Source organism: Acidovorax sp. sic0104 (assembly GCF_019219095.1).
Taxonomy (GTDB): domain Bacteria; phylum Pseudomonadota; class Gammaproteobacteria; order Burkholderiales; family Burkholderiaceae_C; genus Acidovorax.
The window spans coordinates 165,380-181,936 of the sequence record NZ_JAHUWH010000003.1 but is presented as its reverse complement, the minus strand read 5'-3'; the positions used below and the strand labels follow the sequence as shown (position 1 = coordinate 181,936).

General features: G+C 69.4%; 13 protein-coding genes and 1 riboswitch. Of the genes, 8 read left to right on the top strand and 5 right to left on the bottom strand.

What is annotated here, in order from left to right; genetic code table 11:
* Nucleotides 1–249: riboswitch (cobalamin riboswitch) on the top strand.
* A gap of 73 nt (nt 250–322) precedes the next feature.
* The 6 genes from KW835_RS07280 to KW835_RS07255 all read left to right on the top strand — a co-directional run bounded on the left by KW835_RS07280 (nt 323) and on the right by KW835_RS07255 (nt 8,008).
* Nucleotides 323–2,521 carry a TonB-dependent siderophore receptor gene (locus tag KW835_RS07280; RefSeq protein ID WP_218381689.1) on the top strand — a complete coding sequence of 733 codons (2,199 nt, stop codon included), beginning with the start codon at nt 323–325 and terminating at the stop codon, nt 2,519–2,521.
* Nucleotides 2,522–2,537: 16 nt separating this feature from the next.
* Nucleotides 2,538–3,320 (top strand): ABC transporter ATP-binding protein, encoded by a 783-nt coding sequence (locus KW835_RS07275; RefSeq protein WP_218381688.1) that lies wholly within the window; start codon nt 2,538–2,540, stop codon nt 3,318–3,320.
* Complete coding sequence (locus KW835_RS07270; RefSeq protein WP_255593358.1) at nt 3,317–4,303, top strand: ABC transporter substrate-binding protein; 987 nt, start codon at nt 3,317–3,319, stop codon at nt 4,301–4,303. Before KW835_RS07275 ends, KW835_RS07270 begins: the two co-directional genes overlap by 4 nt.
* Nucleotides 4,300–5,307: an iron ABC transporter permease gene (locus tag KW835_RS07265; protein ID WP_218381687.1), complete on the top strand. Its 1,008-nt coding sequence runs from the start codon at nt 4,300–4,302 to the stop codon at nt 5,305–5,307. The genes KW835_RS07270 and KW835_RS07265 overlap by 4 nt, the downstream gene beginning before the upstream one ends.
* Nucleotides 5,308–5,526: 219 nt before the next feature.
* Nucleotides 5,527–6,504: a CysB family HTH-type transcriptional regulator gene (locus KW835_RS07260; protein WP_218381686.1), complete on the top strand. Its 978-nt coding sequence runs from the start codon at nt 5,527–5,529 to the stop codon at nt 6,502–6,504.
* 82 nt (nt 6,505–6,586) lie between these two features.
* Nucleotides 6,587–8,008 carry an LLM class flavin-dependent oxidoreductase gene (locus KW835_RS07255; RefSeq protein WP_218381685.1) on the top strand — a complete coding sequence of 474 codons (1,422 nt, stop codon included), beginning with the start codon at nt 6,587–6,589 and terminating at the stop codon, nt 8,006–8,008.
* 126 nt (nt 8,009–8,134) lie between these two features.
* Here the strand turns inward: KW835_RS07255 and KW835_RS07250 are convergent, their stop codons facing one another.
* The 3 genes from KW835_RS07250 to KW835_RS07240 all read right to left on the bottom strand — a co-directional run bounded on the left by KW835_RS07250 (nt 8,135) and on the right by KW835_RS07240 (nt 11,054).
* Nucleotides 8,135–8,710, bottom strand: coding sequence for a hypothetical protein (locus KW835_RS07250; RefSeq protein ID WP_255593357.1), 576 nt, complete (start codon nt 8,708–8,710; stop codon nt 8,135–8,137).
* Nucleotides 8,711–8,792: 82 nt separating this feature from the next.
* Nucleotides 8,793–10,310, bottom strand: coding sequence for a sensor histidine kinase (locus KW835_RS07245; RefSeq protein ID WP_218381684.1), 1,518 nt, complete (start codon nt 10,308–10,310; stop codon nt 8,793–8,795).
* A 57-nt stretch (nt 10,311–10,367) separates the two neighbouring features.
* Nucleotides 10,368–11,054 carry a response regulator transcription factor gene (locus KW835_RS07240; protein ID WP_218381683.1) on the bottom strand — a complete coding sequence of 229 codons (687 nt, stop codon included), beginning with the start codon at nt 11,052–11,054 and terminating at the stop codon, nt 10,368–10,370.
* 154 nt (nt 11,055–11,208) lie between these two features.
* On the opposite strand from KW835_RS07240, the gene KW835_RS07235 reads away from it, so the two are divergent.
* Both KW835_RS07235 and KW835_RS07230 read left to right on the top strand, forming a co-directional pair.
* Nucleotides 11,209–11,631 carry a tripartite tricarboxylate transporter TctB family protein gene (locus tag KW835_RS07235; RefSeq protein ID WP_218381682.1) on the top strand — a complete coding sequence of 141 codons (423 nt, stop codon included), beginning with the start codon at nt 11,209–11,211 and terminating at the stop codon, nt 11,629–11,631.
* Between the two features lie 10 nt (nt 11,632–11,641).
* Nucleotides 11,642–13,156: a tripartite tricarboxylate transporter permease gene (locus tag KW835_RS07230; protein ID WP_218381681.1), complete on the top strand. Its 1,515-nt coding sequence runs from the start codon at nt 11,642–11,644 to the stop codon at nt 13,154–13,156.
* A gap of 73 nt (nt 13,157–13,229) precedes the next feature.
* Here KW835_RS07230 and KW835_RS07225 read toward each other — a convergent pair whose 3' ends face one another.
* Both KW835_RS07225 and KW835_RS07220 read right to left on the bottom strand, forming a co-directional pair.
* Entirely contained in the window at nt 13,230–15,590 is a 2,361-nt protein-coding gene (locus KW835_RS07225; RefSeq protein ID WP_218381680.1) for an ATP-dependent DNA helicase, read from the bottom strand.
* Nucleotides 15,587–16,552 carry a hypothetical protein gene (locus tag KW835_RS07220; protein WP_255593356.1) on the bottom strand — a complete coding sequence of 322 codons (966 nt, stop codon included), beginning with the start codon at nt 16,550–16,552 and terminating at the stop codon, nt 15,587–15,589. Before KW835_RS07220 ends, KW835_RS07225 begins: the two co-directional genes overlap by 4 nt.
* Between the last annotated feature and the right edge of the window lie 5 nt (nt 16,553–16,557).

The following is a 16,557-nucleotide window of genomic DNA, read 5'->3' as shown; positions in this document are numbered from 1 at the left end:
CCCTAGAATCGCCCCGTTGGTGCTCGCAGCATGGTTCGCATGCCGCAGTTCAACGGGAAGCAGGGAAGCACCACCGAACAGGAACGTGCCGCGCCTGCGCTGCCCCCGCAACGGTCAACGGATGGGTCGCCACCTCGGCTGCCCGCTCCCCTTACGCACAGCCACTGGACTGCCTTGAACAAGCACCTGGGAAGGCTTTGGGGGATTCTTCCGCCAGCCCGGATACCGGCCAACAAGTGGGTGGTGCTCTCAGGGAGCGCTGCCGTGACGCTCAAGCGCTGGCGGGAGGCCGGCGCCGGGCCTATCTGTTTTCCATCATCGTATGAGCCACTCATTTCATCCCCTGCGGATGGCCGCGCTGCCGTTGGCCTTGGCCGCTGCTTTCCCTTTGCATGCCCAGACCGCAGGCACCTTGCCCGATGTCGTCGTGAAGGAATCCGCCACGCCCGGCCCACTGCTCGATCAGCGCACCGACAGCGCATCGCGCCTGGGCCTCACGGTGCGCGAGACACCTGCGTCCATCGACATGGTGCCGCGCGAGGTGCTGGCCGAGCGCGGCCTGCGCACGGTGACCGAAGCCGCACAGGCCGCAGTCGGGGTGACGGCCGGGGACTTTCCGGCAGAGCCCAGCGCGTTCTCGATGCGCGGCTTTGCCAACAGCCAGATCAACACGCTGTACAACGGCATCAAGATCGGCCCGCCCAACATGACATCGCGCGTGATGGACGCGGCCAACCTGGAGCGCATCGAGTTCTTGAAGGGCGCGGCATCGCTGATGTCGGGCGAGGGCGCCGTGGGCGGCGCCGTCAACTTCGTCACCCGCGCGCCGCACCGCGGCGCGGTGCAGAGCGAAGTGACCGGCGCGGTCGGCTCGTTCGGCGAGCGGCGCGTGGCCTTCGGCTCGGGCGGCACCACGGCCTGGAAGGACCTGGACTACCGCATCGACGTGAGCGGCTCGAACAGCGACGGCTTCGTCCACGACACCGGCCAGCGCAACCGCCACATCTCGGGCGGGCTCGACTGGCACGTGGCGCCGGGCGTCAAGCTCTTCGTGGCCGGCGAGGCCAAGCGCGACAACGGCAGCAGCTACTGGGGCACGCCGCTGGTGTCGGCCGATGCCCCGGGCATCCAGCCGGTGGGCGGTGTGGTGTCGGGCACCTATACCTCCAACTACAACGGCACCAACCTGGGCCCGGTGGCCATCGACCGCCGCACGCTGCGCACCAACTACAACGTGCAGGACAACCGCAACGAGGCCCGCGAGACCTGGCTACGCGCGGGCGCCGCCTGGCGCATCGACAGCGCCTTCACGCTGCGCACCCAGTTCTACCGCTACACCGCCGACCGCACCTGGTTCAACAACGAGATCGCCGCGTTCAACGCCACCACGGGCCTGGTGGACCGCGAGCGATTCTTCCTCGCGCACGACCAGACCTCGGTGGGCAACAAGACCGAGCTGCAGTGGGACAGCCAGGTGGCGGGCCGCGACAACCGCCTGGTGGCGGCGTTCGAGTACAGCGACCTCGACTTCATCCGCCCCGGTGCGGCCAACTTCCCCGGCGACAGCGTGAGTCTGGTGAACCCTGCGCGCGGCACCTACGGCCCGCTCACGCAGCAGCGGCAGACCACCGGCATCCGCAACACCGTGCTGGCGCTGGAAGACCGCCTCAAGCTCACGCCCACCGTGGCGCTGATTGGCGGCGTACGGCACGAGTCCATCGAGCTGTCGCGCACCTCCGCCAACGCCCAGGGCGTGCAGCGCAACGGTTTCCCGTTCGACAAGACCTGGCACCCCACCACCGGGCGTGTGGGCTTCACCTGGGAGGCTGCGGCGGGGACCACCGTGTACGGCCAGTACGGCACGGGCGCCGATGTGGCGGCCAACAACATCTTCCTGCTCAGCGGCACGCAGCCGCTGGACCTCACCCGCACCCGCAACGCCGAGGTAGGCGTGAAGCAGGGCTTCTGGCAGGACCGTGGCGAGTGGACCTTCGCGCTGTACGACACCAAACGGCGCAACGTGTACGCGGGGCAGGGTGGCCAGACGCTGGCGCGGGCCGGCGCCCTGCAGTCGCGCGGTGCCGAGGCCTCGGTCGCGCTGCGGCCCGATGCGCAGTGGAGCGTGTGGGGCAACCTGGCGCTCAACCGGGCGCGCTACCAGGACTACGCGTTGGCTGGCGGCGGGTCGCTGTCGGGCAACACGCCACCGAACGCGCCGCGCGTGGTGGCCAATGCCGGCGTGGGCTACCGCTTCGTCGCGGGCGTGCCGATGCAGCTGTCGGCCTCGGTGCGGCATGTGGGCGAGCGCTTTCACAGCGACGCCAACACCGTGCGGCTGGCCGCCTATACCGCGCTGGATGCCGCTCTGACGGTGGACGTGGCGCGCGGCGTGCAGTTCACGCTGCGCGGGCGCAACCTGGCCAACAAGGTGTATGCGGCCTGGTCGGACCCGTTCTACCCGGACCAGATCCTGCTGGGCGCGCCGCGCAGCGTCGAGCTGGCCCTGCGCTGGACGCTCTGAGCGCTCCGAGGTCGTCATGAGCTTGCCCACCCCCGTGCTGCAACTGGAGGGCGCCGCGTTCCGCGCGGCGGATGGCTGCGATCTGCTCGCGCCCATCGACGCCAGCGTTTCACTCGGCGAATGCGTGGCCCTGGTGGGCCCCAACGGTGCCGGCAAAAGCACCCTGCTCAAGCTGCTGTGCGCGCGCCTGGCGCCCACGGCGGGCCGGGTGCGCGTGCAAGGGCACGACCTGTCTGGTTGGCCTGCGCCAGAGCGGGCGCGACACATCGCCGTGCTGGCCCAGGCCGACACGGTGGGCCTGGGCCTGAGAGTGCGCGACTATGTGGCGATGGGCCGACTGCCGCACCAGCACCGCGTGGGGCGTCATGAACATGCCCGCCTGGTGGACGCCGCGCTTCACACCTGCCGTACCGACGCTCTGGCCGCGCGCAGGCTGGCCACCCTGTCGGGCGGCGAGCGCCAGCGCGCGCACCTGGCCCGGGCGCTGGCGCAGGAGCCCGCGCTGCTGCTGCTGGACGAACCCACCAACCACCTCGACCTGTCCGCACGCGCCGACCTGCTGGCGCTGGTGCGCGGCCTGGGCATTACCGTGGTGGCGGCGCTGCACGAACTGGGCCTGGTGCCGTCCTTCGCCGACCGGGTGTGGATGCTGCAGGCCGGCCGCCTGGTGGCCGACGGCCCGCCGGGCGAGGCGCTGAGCGCGCAGCGCGTGTCCGATGTGTTCGGCATGGAGCTGGTGCACACGCGGCACCCACGGCATGGTGGCACGCTGTGGTCGTTCGAGAGGGAGGCCGCATGAAGGTAATGACGATGGCGCTGCTGCGGATTCTTTCTTTGACCCTGTCGCTGTTCCTTGCGTGCGGGGGGCCGGCCGCTGGGGCTGGCGCTGTGGCGGGATTCCCGGTCACGGTGGCCAACTGCGGTGAAACGCTGCGCTTTGATGCCCCGCCGCAGCGCCTGGTGGTGCACGACCTCAACATGACCGAGATGGCGCTGGCCCTGGGCCTGCGCCCGCAACTGGTGGGCGTGACGGGCATCACCGGCTGGTACAAGTCCGATGCATCGCTGCGCGAGACCTTGGGCGGCGTGCCCGAGCTTGCGCCCAAGTACCCCACGCTCGAAAACCTGCTCGCTGCCCGGCCCGATCTTTTCTTTGCTGGCTGGTACTACGGCATGCAGCCCGGGGGCGAGGTCACGCCCGCCACGCTGGCGCGCCACGGCATCAAGACCCTGGTGCTCACCGAAAGCTGCTCGCACGCGCTGCGCGACAAGCCCCGCGCCACCCTGGACCTGCTCTACGGCGACATGCTGCGCCTGGGTGCCGTGTTCGGCCGCCGCGATGCCGCCGAGCGTCTGGTGTCGCAATGGCAGGCGCGTGTGCGGGCCGCTGCACAGCCCGCGTTGCCGGCCGCGCCGCGCGTGTTCGTCTACGACAGCGGCGAAGACAAGCCCTTCACTGCCGGGCGCGCCGCCATGCCTACCGCGCTGATCGATGCCGCGGGCGGCCGCAACGTGATGGACGGCCTGCCCATGAGCTGGGGCACCGCATCCTGGGAGGCGGTGGCCGCCACCAACCCGCAGTTCATCGTGCTGCTGGACTACCAGAACGGCCAGGGTCCGGAGCACCTGCAGCAGGTCTTGCGGGCGCACCCCGCGATGCGGCTCACCGACGCGGTGCGCAACAGCCGATTCATCCTGCTGCGCTATGCAGAGCTCACGCCCGGTCCGGCCAACATCGGCGCCATCGAGAAGATCGCCCGCGCACTGCGGGCCGTGCCATGACGCTGCCGCGCTGGATGCTGCCGCTGGTCGCCGTGGCCGCGCTGTTGGCGCTGGCCGTGTTGGCGCTGACGATGGGCAGCACCCCTGTCGCATGGCACGAGGCCGTGGCCGCGCTGGCACTCCCATGGGGCGGCGCGCCAACAGCCGACATGGCCCAGGCCATCGTCCGCGACCTGCGCCTGCCGCGCGTGCTGCTGGCCTTGCTGGTGGGCGCCACGCTCGCCATGGTGGGCGGCTTGCTGCAGACAGCCACGCGCAACGACCTGGCTGACCCATTCCTGTTCGGCCTGTCGTCGGGCGCATCGGTGGGCGCGGTGGCGGTGCTGGCCTGGGCAGGCGACTCGCTTGGCCCGTGGACGCTGCCGCTGGCGAGTTTCGCCGGGGCCATGGTGGCTGCGGCGGCCGTGCTGCTGCTGGTGCGCCGCACCGTGGGGCAGGGGCCTGCGCAGACTGTGCTGGCGGGCCTGTCGGTGTCGTTTCTCTTTGGCGCGGTCACGCATGCCATGGTGTTTGCAGGCGATCAGCGCGCGGCGCATGCCGTGGTGTTCTGGTCGATGGGGGGCCTGGGTCTGGCCCGCTGGGACAACCTGTGGCTTGCGCTCGCCGGCATGCTGGTGGTGGCGGTCTTCGTGGCCCGGCGGCATCGCGCGCTCGATGCCCTGCTGGCGGGCGATGACACGGCGCACAGTCTGGGCCTGGCACCGGAGCGCCTGCGGGTGCAGGTCTTCGTGGTCTCGGCGGTGGCGGCCGCTTGCTGCGTGGCGCTGACGGGGGTGATCGGTTTCGTCGGCCTGATGGTGCCGCACCTGGCGCGGCGTTTCATGGGGCCGCTGCACGCCGCGTTCGTTCCGTTCGCGGCCTTGCTGGGCGCAGCGTTGCTGCTGGTCAGCGACCTGCTGGCCCGTACGGCGCTGGGGGCGCAGGAGTTGCCCGTGGGCATCGTCACTGCCGGCCTGGGCGCAGTGTTCGTGATGCTGTGGCTGCGGCGCGCCACAGTGCGCTGACGCTGGCTTCGAGCCGGGGCGGCAAAAGCCGCACTCACCACAGACATTTTGGTCGGAAAGTTATGTCTATATATTGTTTATTGTTTTAAATTTGATATTTTAAGATTGATGGGTTATTAAACCGCGCCATCTGTCTGTGACCCTCTTTGCCCACCCTATACCCAGCCTGGCTATCCACGCCTTACACGCACCTGCATCTCCCACTCCCAGAGGCTGGCCATGAACTTCCAGCAACTGCGCTCCGTGCGCGAAGCCGTCCGCCGGGGCTTCAACCTGACCGAGGTGGCCAACATGCTGCACACCTCGCAGCCGGGCGTCAGCCGCCAGATCCGCGAGCTGGAGGAGGAGCTGGGTGTCGAGATCTTCGTGCGCGCCGGCAAGCGCCTTACCGGCCTCACGCCGCCGGGCGAGGCGCTGCTGCCCACGGTGGAGCGGCTGCTGCTCGAAGCCGACAACCTCAGGCGTGCCGGCCAGGACTTCAGCGCCAGCGCACAAGGGCGCCTGTCGGTGGCGGCCACGCACTCGCAGGCGCGCTATGCCCTGCCCCAGGTGGTGCGCGACTTCCGGGCGATGTTCCCGCAGGTGTCGCTGCACCTGCACCAGGGCTCGCCCCGCCAGGTGGCGGAAATGCTGATGTCCGGCGAGGCCGACATCGGCGTGGCCACCGAGGCGCTGGCGGGCTACGACGGGCTGGTCACGCTGCCGTGCTACCGCTGGACGCACAGCATCGTGGTGCCGCCGGGCCACCCTCTGTTGGACCTGGACGGGCCCGTGACGTTGGAGCAACTGGCCGGGCACCCCATCATCACGTACGAACTGGGCTACACCGGCCGCGCGCACATCGACGAGGCCTTTGCGCGCGAGGGCATCGCGCCCGACATCGTGCTCACCGCCATGGACGCCGACGTGATCAAAACCTACGTGGAGCTGGGCATGGGCGTGGGCATCGTCGCGTCCATCGCGGTGGATGCCGAGCGCGACCGCCACCTGCGCCTGATCGACGCGGGCCATCTGTTCGAGGTGAACCTCACGCGCCTGGGGCTGCGGCGGGGGGCCTGGCTGCGGGGCTATGCCTACCACTTCATCGAGAGCTTCGTGCCCACGCTGACCCGCGACGCGGTGCAGAAGGCGGTGCAGCAAAGCGCTCACGGCCTGGGGCAGGGCGGGGGCGATGCGGCGGGGCATACCGATATCTGAATTTCTTCGTTGGCGCGGCGGGCCGAGGTTTCTACGCTGAGGGGTTTGTGACCTGCCTTCGGGCCTCTGCTTCGGGACCACCATGACCTCATCTTCCGCACCCGCCACATCGGCGCCACGCGCGCCGCGCACCCTTCAACTCGGCCTGGTGCTGCACGGCGTGGGGGCCGGCTGGGGCGACTGGCGCCACCCGGATGCCGTGACCGACGCCAGCACCAATTTCGCGTTCTACAAGGCGCAGGCGCAGCTGGCCGAGCAGGCGCGGTTCACGTTCCTGTTCGTGGCCGACAGCGTGCACATCACGCCGCGCTCCAGCCCCCACTACCTCAACCGTTTCGAGCCCATCACCATCCTGTCGGCGCTGGCGGCCGCCACGTCGCACATCGGCCTGGTGGCCACGCTCACGGCCAGCTATAGCGAGCCATTCACCGTGGCGCGGCAGTTCGCCTCGCTCGACCACATCAGCGGCGGGCGCGCGGGCTGGAATGTGGTCACGTCCTGGCTGGACGGCAGCGCCCGCAACTACAGCCGCCAGGAGCACTATGCCCACGATGTGCGCTACCGCCTGGCGGGCGAGCACCTGGACGTGGTGCAGGGCCTGTGGGACTCGTGGGAGGACGATGCCCTGGTGCACGACAAGTCCACCGGCCAGTTCTTCGACGACGGCAAGCTGCACAAGCTGGACCACCAGGGCGAGTTCTTTGCGGTGGAAGGGCCGCTCAACATCGCCCGTTCGCGCCAGGGCCAGCCCGTGATCTTTCAGGCGGGCGCCTCGCACGACGGCAAGGCGTTTGCGGCGCAGCGGGCCGACGCCATCTTCTTTCACGCCGATACCTTCGAGGAAGCACAGGCCTACTACCGGGACGTGAAGGGCCGCGTACGGGCCGAGGGGCGCAACCCCGACGGGGTGTTTCTGCTGCCTGGCTTTCGGCCCATCGTCGGCCGCACGGAGCAGGAGGCGGAGCAGCGCTACGAAGAGCTGGCTGGGCTCGTGCCCATCGAGAACGCCATCGCCGCACTGGCGCGCCCGTTCAGCGACCACGACTTCTCGCAGTACCCGCTGGACGAACCCTTCCCGGACCTGGGCGACCTGGGCCGCAACAGCCAGCAAAGCGCGAGCGACCGTATCAAGCAGCACGCCAGGGAGCACCAGCTGACGCTGCGCGAGGTGGCGCTGTGGCATGCCCGGCCCAAGCGCACCTTCGTCGGAACGGCGGAGCAGGTCGCCGACGAAATCCAGCGCTGGTTCGAGGGCGGCGCAGCCGATGGATTCAACTTCTTCGAGGCGCTGCCCAACACCTCGCTCAAGGCCTTTGTCGAGCTGGCCGTGCCGGTGCTTCAGGCGCGTGGTCTGCTGCGCACCGAGTATGCGGATGACACCCTGCGCGGCAACCTGGGTCTGCCGGTGCCGGAGAACCGCCACACGGTGCGCCGCCGTGCCGCGCTGGCCGTGGCACCCGCTGCGGCCCGTGCAGCCTGCGCCGAAGATGCGGTCACCGCGTGAAGGGCTTGAAATACCGATGAAAGTGCCGTCGACGCTTATCTGTATTGCGCAAATAGCTATAGTTTTGGTAGCATTTTCCCGTGTCTTCAGTGCCTGATGAAGGGGTGCCCACCGAGTCGCGCTGCATCAGCGCGGCAGGCAACCCGCCAGGCCTTTGTCTGCCGCCACATCGGCCAGCGCCAACGGCGTGCTCTCATCGTTCTGCGAAGGCACCTTGGTCAGCCGCAGGCCATTGTTCCAGCGCCACTTCTGTCCGTCGAAACTGTAGATGAAAGTGTGGGTGCGGTTCGAACGCAGGTGCGCGGGTGTCAATGTGATGGCGCTTGCCTCGGTCTGCGATCCGGCACTGGCCTGGGCCACGTTGTCCTTGACCACGATCTTGCCCACGTACGGCGTAATGGGCGAATCGGTGCGGGTGACCTCGCGCTGCACCTGCGCGGGGCTGTAGCCGGTCTGGGTCCATTGGCGCGGGCTGCCTGTCTCACCGGGGCTGCTTTCCTGTACCAATGGCACCCGAGCTGCCAGCGACCGGGTGCAGGCTGCCACCAGGGTGTCGAATTCCGCCTCGGCCGCGCTGGAGCCCGCAGGCACAGGCTGGGTGGTGCCAGCGTTGCCGGCGGTTCTGTCGCAGGCCTGCAGCACCAACGCCGCAGCCATCACGGCAAGGCAGAGCCCGGCGCGCTGCAGGCGGTGGGCAGTCATGAAAGGGGAGCGCAGGGGTAGGGTCGGAGGCTTTTGCACCGTCCCATTGTGGCGTTGCAGCCGGGCTGCGTCTTGATGTGCGTCAAGCCTGTGGTCCGGCGCGGCCGTGCGGGGGTGGCGAAGGCGGGGCCAGCGGCAGCCAGACGCTGGCGGCCAGGCCCGAGCCAACGGCACCACCAGGGTCACGCAGGGTGCCCGCCTGTGCGTCGTCCAGCGTCAGCCTACCGCCCATCAGCTGCGCATATCGCGCCACGATCGACAGGCCCAGCCCCGCGCCCTGGCCGAGCAGCAGGCCGGGCGCACCCTGAGCCCAGCGCTGCTGCAACCGGCCGGCCAGGTCGGGACCCACACCGGGGCCGTTGTCGGACACGCACAGCACGGCATGCGTGGCATCGGCGCGCAGGGCGACCGTGATGCGCGCAGGGTTGCCGCGCCCATAGCGCAGGGCGTTGTCCAGCAGGTTGTTCAGGATGCCCTCGACCAGCGCCAGGTTGGCCTGCACGTGCACCGCGTGCTCCAGCCCTTCGGCGCCCAGGTCCACGCCCAGCGCGTCCGCGCGCGGCAGAAAGCGCAGCAGGGTGTCGCGCACCGCGGCGTCCAGCGCCAGGGGCTGCAGGGTGAGAGCGATGCCGCCTTCGGTGGCGCGCGCCAGCGCGAGCAGCTGGTCCACCGTGCGGCTGGCGCGCTGTTCGGCCTGCGCAATGCCCTCCAGTTCGGTGCGCCACACGGCCGGGTCGGCATGCCCCAGCGCATGGGTTGCCTGGGTGCGTATGCCGGCCAGTGGCGTGCGCAGCTCGTGCGCGACGTTGCCCGCAAATTCGCGCTGGGCGTGCAGGCTCTGCTGCACCCGTGCCAGCAGGCCGTCGAGCGCCTCGCCCAGGCGCTGCACGTCGCGCGTGGCGGCATCGTGCGTGAGGGCGGCGGGCAGCGGCCGCAGGTCGGCGGCGTCGCGGCGGTCCACGGCGTCCTGCAGGTCGCTCAGCGGCTTGAGGTCGCGTTCGATGCCGCGCAGCAGCCACGACCCCAGCGCCACCAGAAGCCACAGCTGCGCCAGGCCTGAATACACCAGCAGCCGGCGCAGCAGCTGCGTGCGCTCGGCGGTGGTCTGCGCCATCACCACGGTGAAGGGCTGCGGCCCGTCGATGCGCAGGCTCACGCGCCGTAGCTCCCGGCCGTCGCGTTGCAACTGCGAGAAGGTGTGCGTGCTGCCCGCCGGGACGCCGTCGGGGGCCAGGTCCGCCTCGCCCGCCACCAGCGCACCGCCGTCGCCGTACACCGCGAACCACACGGTCTCGCTCTGGTCGAAGCGCAGCAGCCCCACCTCGCGCTGTGTGAGGTCCAGCTGCAGCGGTGCAGCACCGGGTGCCGCGTCGCCGCCGCGCACATGCGCTGCCAGTGCGTGGGCATCGTCCAGCAATGCGCGGTCAAAGGCCTCGGCCACGAAATGGTTGCCCACCCCCAGCACCACGGTGCTGCCCAGCCCCCAGATCAGCACCAGCGACAGCAGCACATGGCGCCCGATGCGCTCGCGCAGTGCGGGGCGCGGGCGACCCGCCGCCGTTTCAGTGGGGCTTGGCACCGCGCACCACCTGCAATGCATGAGACCGGCGCGACGCGGGCGGGGGGAAGGCCCGCAGGGCCCCAGAGGGGCGATGCCTCATTCTTCCTCCAGCACGTAGCCCAGCCCGCGCAGCGTGCGGATGCCAGCGCCGCTGCCCGCGATCTTGCGGCGCAGGCGCGAGAACGAGGCCTCCAGCGCGTTTTCGCCCAGCACCTCGCCCGCATCCGACAAACGCGAGGAGAGGTCGCCCTTGCTCAGCACGCGGCCGGGCGGGGTCATGAGCTCCCACAGCAGATCGAATTCGCGCGCGGCCAGCTCCAGCGGCTGGCCTGCCACGCTGACGCGGCGCGCCTGCCTGTCCAGCGCCAGGCGGCCCACGGTCACCAGGTCGGCCGTGCCGCTGGCGCGCCGCAGCAGCGCGCGCAGGCGGGCCTCGACCTCGGTCAGCTCATACGGCTTGCCCAGGTAGTCATCGGCACCCGCGTCCAGGCCCGCGATGCGCTCCTCGGTGCTGTCGCGCGCGCTGAGCACCAGCACGGGCGTGCGGTCGCCCCGGGCCCGGGCGGTGCGCAGGGCGGTGAGGCCGCTGCCCAGGCCGCTGCGGGCGTGCGCCGCGTGGGGCAGGTTCAGGTCCAGCAGCACGGCATCGAACGCCTGCACCGCCCACCAGTGCTGGGCTTCTTCGACGGTGTGGGCCAGCTCGACGCGGTGGCCTGCGTTTTCAAGACCGCGGGCCATGGTGCGACTGAGCACCGGGTCGTCTTCCACCAAAAGGAGGCGCATGTTGGGTTCGGATTTCTACGTGGAATTACGCATGGCCCAGATCAGCCAGCGATCAGGTTCGGTGGGAATAGTCGCGCTGTCAGCATACCCCAGCCACCGGCGCAGGCCGGCCCGCTGGAGTGTCCCCTCAAAGCCTTTCTGGAGACAACATTCCATGGTCAACCGCAACTTAGCCCGGGGCATCGTCCTCATGGCGCTGGCGCTGGGCTTCGGCCTGCCGTCGGTGGGCTACTCGCTCGGCAAGCTCAGCCACGCCGGGCCGGGGCTGTTCCCGTTCATCGTCAGCTGCATGCTCTTCGCCATCGGCGCGATCACCGTGGTGCGCTCGCGCATGGTGGCGCCCGTGCCGCTGAACTTCCAGGTGCGCAACATCGCCATCATCCTTGCCAGCCTGTGCGGCTTCGCGGCGCTGTCGCACTTCGTGAACATGATCGCGGGCATCATTTTCCTGGTGTTCTGCTCGGGCTTCGCGGGCACGTCGTACTCGGTGGCGCGCAACTGCAAGATCGCGGCGGTGCTGGTGGGCATCGCCTTCATGTTCCAGAAGCTTCTGGGCGTCAACCTGCCGCTGTTCTGAGGCCATCGCCATGGAAGTCCTCAACAACCTCGTGTTCGGCTTCAGCCATGCGCTCACGCTGCAGAACCTGATGTTCTGCGCCCTGGGCTGCACCGTGGGCACCCTGGTGGGCCTGCTGCCCGGCCTCGGCCCGCTGGCCACCATCAGCCTGCTGCTGCCCCTGACATACTCGATCGACACCACCGGCGCTCTCATCATGCTGGCCGGCATCTACTACGGGGCGCAGTATGGCGACAGCGTGAGCGCCATCACCATGAAGATCCCGCACGCCAGCTCCATCGTGGCGTGTATCGACGGATACCAGCTCACCCTGAAGGGCAAGACTGGCCTGGCTCTGTTCACTGCCGGGGTCTCCAGCTTCATCGGCGGCACCGTGGCCATCGTCGTGCTGACCTTTCTCGCGCCCAGCCTGGGCGAGGTGGCCTTCCTGTTCGGCCCGGCGGACTACTGCGCGCTGATGCTGGTGGGCTTCGTGTGCGTGAGCTTCGTGACCACCGGCAGCCTGCTCAACGGCCTGGCCATGTGCATGGTGGGTGTGCTGCTGGGCTCGATCGGTACGGACGTGAACAGCGGCACGGCCCGCTTCACGCTGGACATGCCTTTCCTGGCCGACGGCGTGGGCATTGTTAGCATTGCGCTCGGGTGCTTCGGCATCGCCGAGATCACCAAGAACCTGGATGCGCGTGAAGAGCGCTCGCCCTTCAACGGCACCATCAAGCTCATCCCCACCTGGCCCGAGTTCAAGCGCATCATTCCCAGCGCGCTGCGGGGCAGCGTGGTGGGCTCCATCCTGGGCATCCTGCCCGGCGGCGGGCCGGTGATCGCCCAGTTCGCGGCCTATGCACTGGACAAGAAGGTCAGCAAGTACAAGCACGAGATCGGCAACGGCTCCATCGAGGGTGTGGCAGGCCAGGCCGCCGCCGACGAGGCCGCCGCGCGCACCAGCTTCATCCCGCTGATGAGCATCGGCATCCCCGAGAATGCCGTCATGGCGTTGATGATGGCCGCGTTCATCATCAAGGGCATCCAGCCCGGCCCCAACATGATCGCGGGCCACCCCGAGCTGTTCTGGGGCCTGGTGGCCAGCATGTGGATCGGCAACTGCTTCCTGCTAATCCTGAACGTGCCGCTGGTGCGCTACTGGCTGTCGGTGTTCAAGATCCCGTACAACGTGCTGTTCCCGGCCATCCTGTTCTTCTGCTGCATCGGCACCTACAGCATCAACAACAACCTGGACGACGTGTTCATCACCGTGGCCTTCGGCGCGCTGGGCTATCTGTTCATGCGGCTCGAGATGGACCCGTCGCCGTTGATGCTGGGCTTCATCCTCGGCCCCATGCTGGAGGAGAACTTCCGCCGCTCCATGCTGCTGTCGCGCGGCAGCTTCGACGTGTTCATTAACCGGCCCATCAGCGGCACGCTCATCGGGCTGATCACCGCGTTCATCGCGTGGCAGACGTTCAGCTTCTTCCGCCAGCGCGGCCGTGCCAAGGAACTGGAAGTGGCGGCACCCGCCGCCACCTGACCTGAAGATTGACTCTCTGTATGCTGCCTCGGCAGCCTTGACAAGGCCGGTCGCCCTGCGTGACCGGCCTTTTTTATCCGAGTTTCCACCACGTCGGCAGCAACGTCCGCACCTCGGCCCGCCCGAACCGGTCGTCCATCAGGTGCACCACGCCCTCGTCGCTGGGCGTGCGGATCACGCGGCCCGCCGCCTGCACCACTTTCTGCAGGCCGGGGAACAGGTAGGTGTAGTCATACCCGTCGCCAAACAGCGCCTGCATGCGCTGGCGGATCTGCTCGTTGACCGGGTTGACCTGCGGCAGGCCCAGCGTGGCCAGGAAGGCGCCGATCAGCCGGCGTCCCGGCAGGTCGATGCCTTCCGCAAACGCGCCGCCCAGCACCGCGAAGGCAATGCCTTCGCTGGTGTCTGTGAAACGGCCCAGAAACTGCCGCTGCTCGGCCTCCAGCATGCGGCGCGACTGGCGCCAGTGCGGCAGGCCGGGGTGGTTGCGCTCGAACACATCGGCCACCTGCTGCAGGTACTCGTAGCTGCTGAAGAACGCCAGGTAGTTGCCCGGCCGCTCGGTGAACTGCCGCGCCATCAGATCGGCAATGGGTGCCAGCGACGCGTGGCGGTCCGGGTAGCGCGTGGAGATGTGGCGCGCCACCTGCACCTGCAGTTGCGTGCTGTCGAAAGGCGACTCCACATCCACCCACACATGCTGGTCGGGCAGGCCCAGCAGGTCGCCGTAGTAGCGCGCGGGCTGCAGCGTGGCCGAGAACAGCGTGCTGGTGTGCGCGGCCTGCAGGCGCGGCTGCAGGAAGCGCGCGGGCACCACATTGCGGATGCACAGCGTGGAGCTGCCCGGCGCTGCGGCCTTGCCGTCCATATGTGGCGCGAACCGTGTGGTTTGGGTGGGTCGCGTGGCTTGGGTAACGTCCACCAGCGAATGCGTGTCCAGCAACTCGGCCATGCGCACCAGGTGCAGCGCATCGAAGTAGAAGGCCTGCAGCGCCGCATCGGGCTCGGCGGGGTGGTCGGCAAAGTGGTCCGACAGGGTACTGCCGCACTGCTGAAGCGCGGCCAGCAGCTTTTCGGGAAAGGCCTGGTACACAGCGTAGGCGGCGCCGGCTGCGCTCTGTTCCTTGTCCAGCGCCACCCAGCAGCGGCGCACCTTGTCCAGCGCCTTCTTCACGGCGGGGTGGCGCGCGGCAGCAGCTGACTGGCGGGCCAGCGCCAGGCTGTCAGGGCGCAGCTCGGCGGTGTACATCTTGCGGCCGCGCTCGACCAGGTTGTGGGCTTCGTCCACCAGCAGCGCCGCACGCCACTGGTTGGCCTGCGCCAGGCCGTGCAGCAGGCCGCCCAGGTCGAAGTAGTAGTTGTAGTCGCCTACCACCACATCGGCCCAGCGGGCCAGCTCCTGGCTGAGGTAGTACGGACACACCTGGTGGGCCAGCGCCACCTCGCGCACGCGGGCCTGCAGCAGCAACGGGGCGGGGGCCGCAATGACTTCGTCGGTGGTTGTCGCCACGGCTGCAGCGCGGGCGGCTGGCAGCCGGTCGTAGAAGCCCTGCGCCAGCGGGCACGACTCGCCATGGCAGGCCTTGTCGGGGTGCTCGCAGGCCTTGTCGCGCGCCACCAGCTCCAGCACGCGCAGCGGCGGCGCGGGGGCGTCGGCGGATGGGCTGCGGGCCAGGCGGTGCAGGGCATCCAGCGCCATCTGCCGCCCGGATGTCTTGGCCGCCAGAAAGAACACCTTGTCGATCTGCTGCCCCGGCATGGCCTTGAGCAGCGGGAACAGCGTGCCCATGGTCTTGCCGATGCCCGTGGGTGCCTGCGCCAGCAGGCAGCGGCCTGATGCAGCGGCCTTGTACACCGCCTCGGCCAGCGGGCGCTGCCCTGCGCGGAAGGTGCCAAACGGAAACGCCAGCGCCGAGAGCGCTGCGTCGCGCGCCGCACGGTGCGCCACCTGAGCCTCGGCCCAGGCCAGGAACCGCTCGCACTGCACCCCGAAATGCTGCTGCAGGTCGGCCGCGCTGTGGCGCTCGGTGAACACGGTTTCCTTCTGCGTGCCGATGTCGAAGTACACCAGCGCCAGGTCGACGTGGCCCCAGCCCTCCTGCTGGCACAGCAGCCAGCCGTAGATGCGTGCCTGAGCCCAGTGCAGCGCGCGGTGCGACGCAGGCTGCCGGTCCAGCCGGCCCTTGAAGGTCTTGACCTCATCGAGCCGCTGCTGCGCAGCGTCCACGCCATCGGCCCGGCCGCGCACGCGCAACGTCTTGTACTGGCCCGCCAGCGCCACCTCTGCGCGGTAGCCCGCGCCCCGCCGCGTGGCCACGGTGGCATGGCCGGCGATGCCCTCGAGCGCGGTGGGCGCCGGGGTGAAGCGCAGGTCCAGGTCGCCCTGCTTGGCGGTGAACTCGCACAGCTCGCGCACCGCCACGGTGTAGGTCATGGCGGGGCTTCGGCGCAGGGTGGAGCGCTGCCGTCTGGCGGCAGATCACGCGCTGCAGGCCCCGTGGCGGGCGGCCCGGCCGCGTCGTCCCCCGGCTCGCCCAGGTGGGCCTGCGCCAGCTCGGCCTCGCTGCGCATCGGCGTGGCCTTGCACAGCGCCATCCACACCGCAAAGGGCAGGGCGCAGCGGGCATGCCGCGCCGGCCGCAGCAGCTCGAACCGGCTGTTTTCACCGTCGTCCAGCTTGCCGTGCAGCACCCAGATGCCGAAGTGCTCCGGAATCTCTTGCGGCTCCGCAATGCCCGCAGGGAACACGTAGTAGCACTCCTCGCACAGCCACTGGTACGCCTGGCGCTTGGCGTCGTGCCGCAGGTCCGACAGCAGGTCGGCCCGACTGGCCTTCACCTCGTGCACCATGGGCTGCAGGTAGGCCGGCACCGAGGTGTTGCGCACCGAGAAAAGATCGGGCCGTGCCATGCGCCACACATTGGCGGCGGCGCGGGCTGCGGGCGTGTCGGGGTCTTCGCTCCACAGCGGGGTGCTGCGGCCATTCCCCCTGCCGTTGCCGAAGGGGGGGGTAGGCAGGGCGGCATCGGGTGCGGGTGTGGGGGCCGGCCCATCCACCACCGCGCGCAGCGACAGCTCCCGCCATACGATGCGCCCCGCCGCCAGCAGGTGCTCTGCAAACTTCGCCGCCAGCCGGTCGTGCGTGCTCAGCGCCCGCACGCTGCGCTGGCGTGCGAGCGCCAGGGTGCGGATGCCTTCATCGGTGAGCCGCAGGGTCTCGCAGCCGTCAGGCGCCACCCGCAGCGTGATCAGTCCGGCCGCCAGCAGGTCGATCTCCAGCCCGTCCTTGCATGGCCAACCCGCCGAGCGCCAGATCTGCATCAGGCGTGTGCGGTGAAAGCGGGTGATGGCGATGGCGGGTGGAGAGTCAGAAAGATGGGAAGGCAGCACCGTCATGGCGG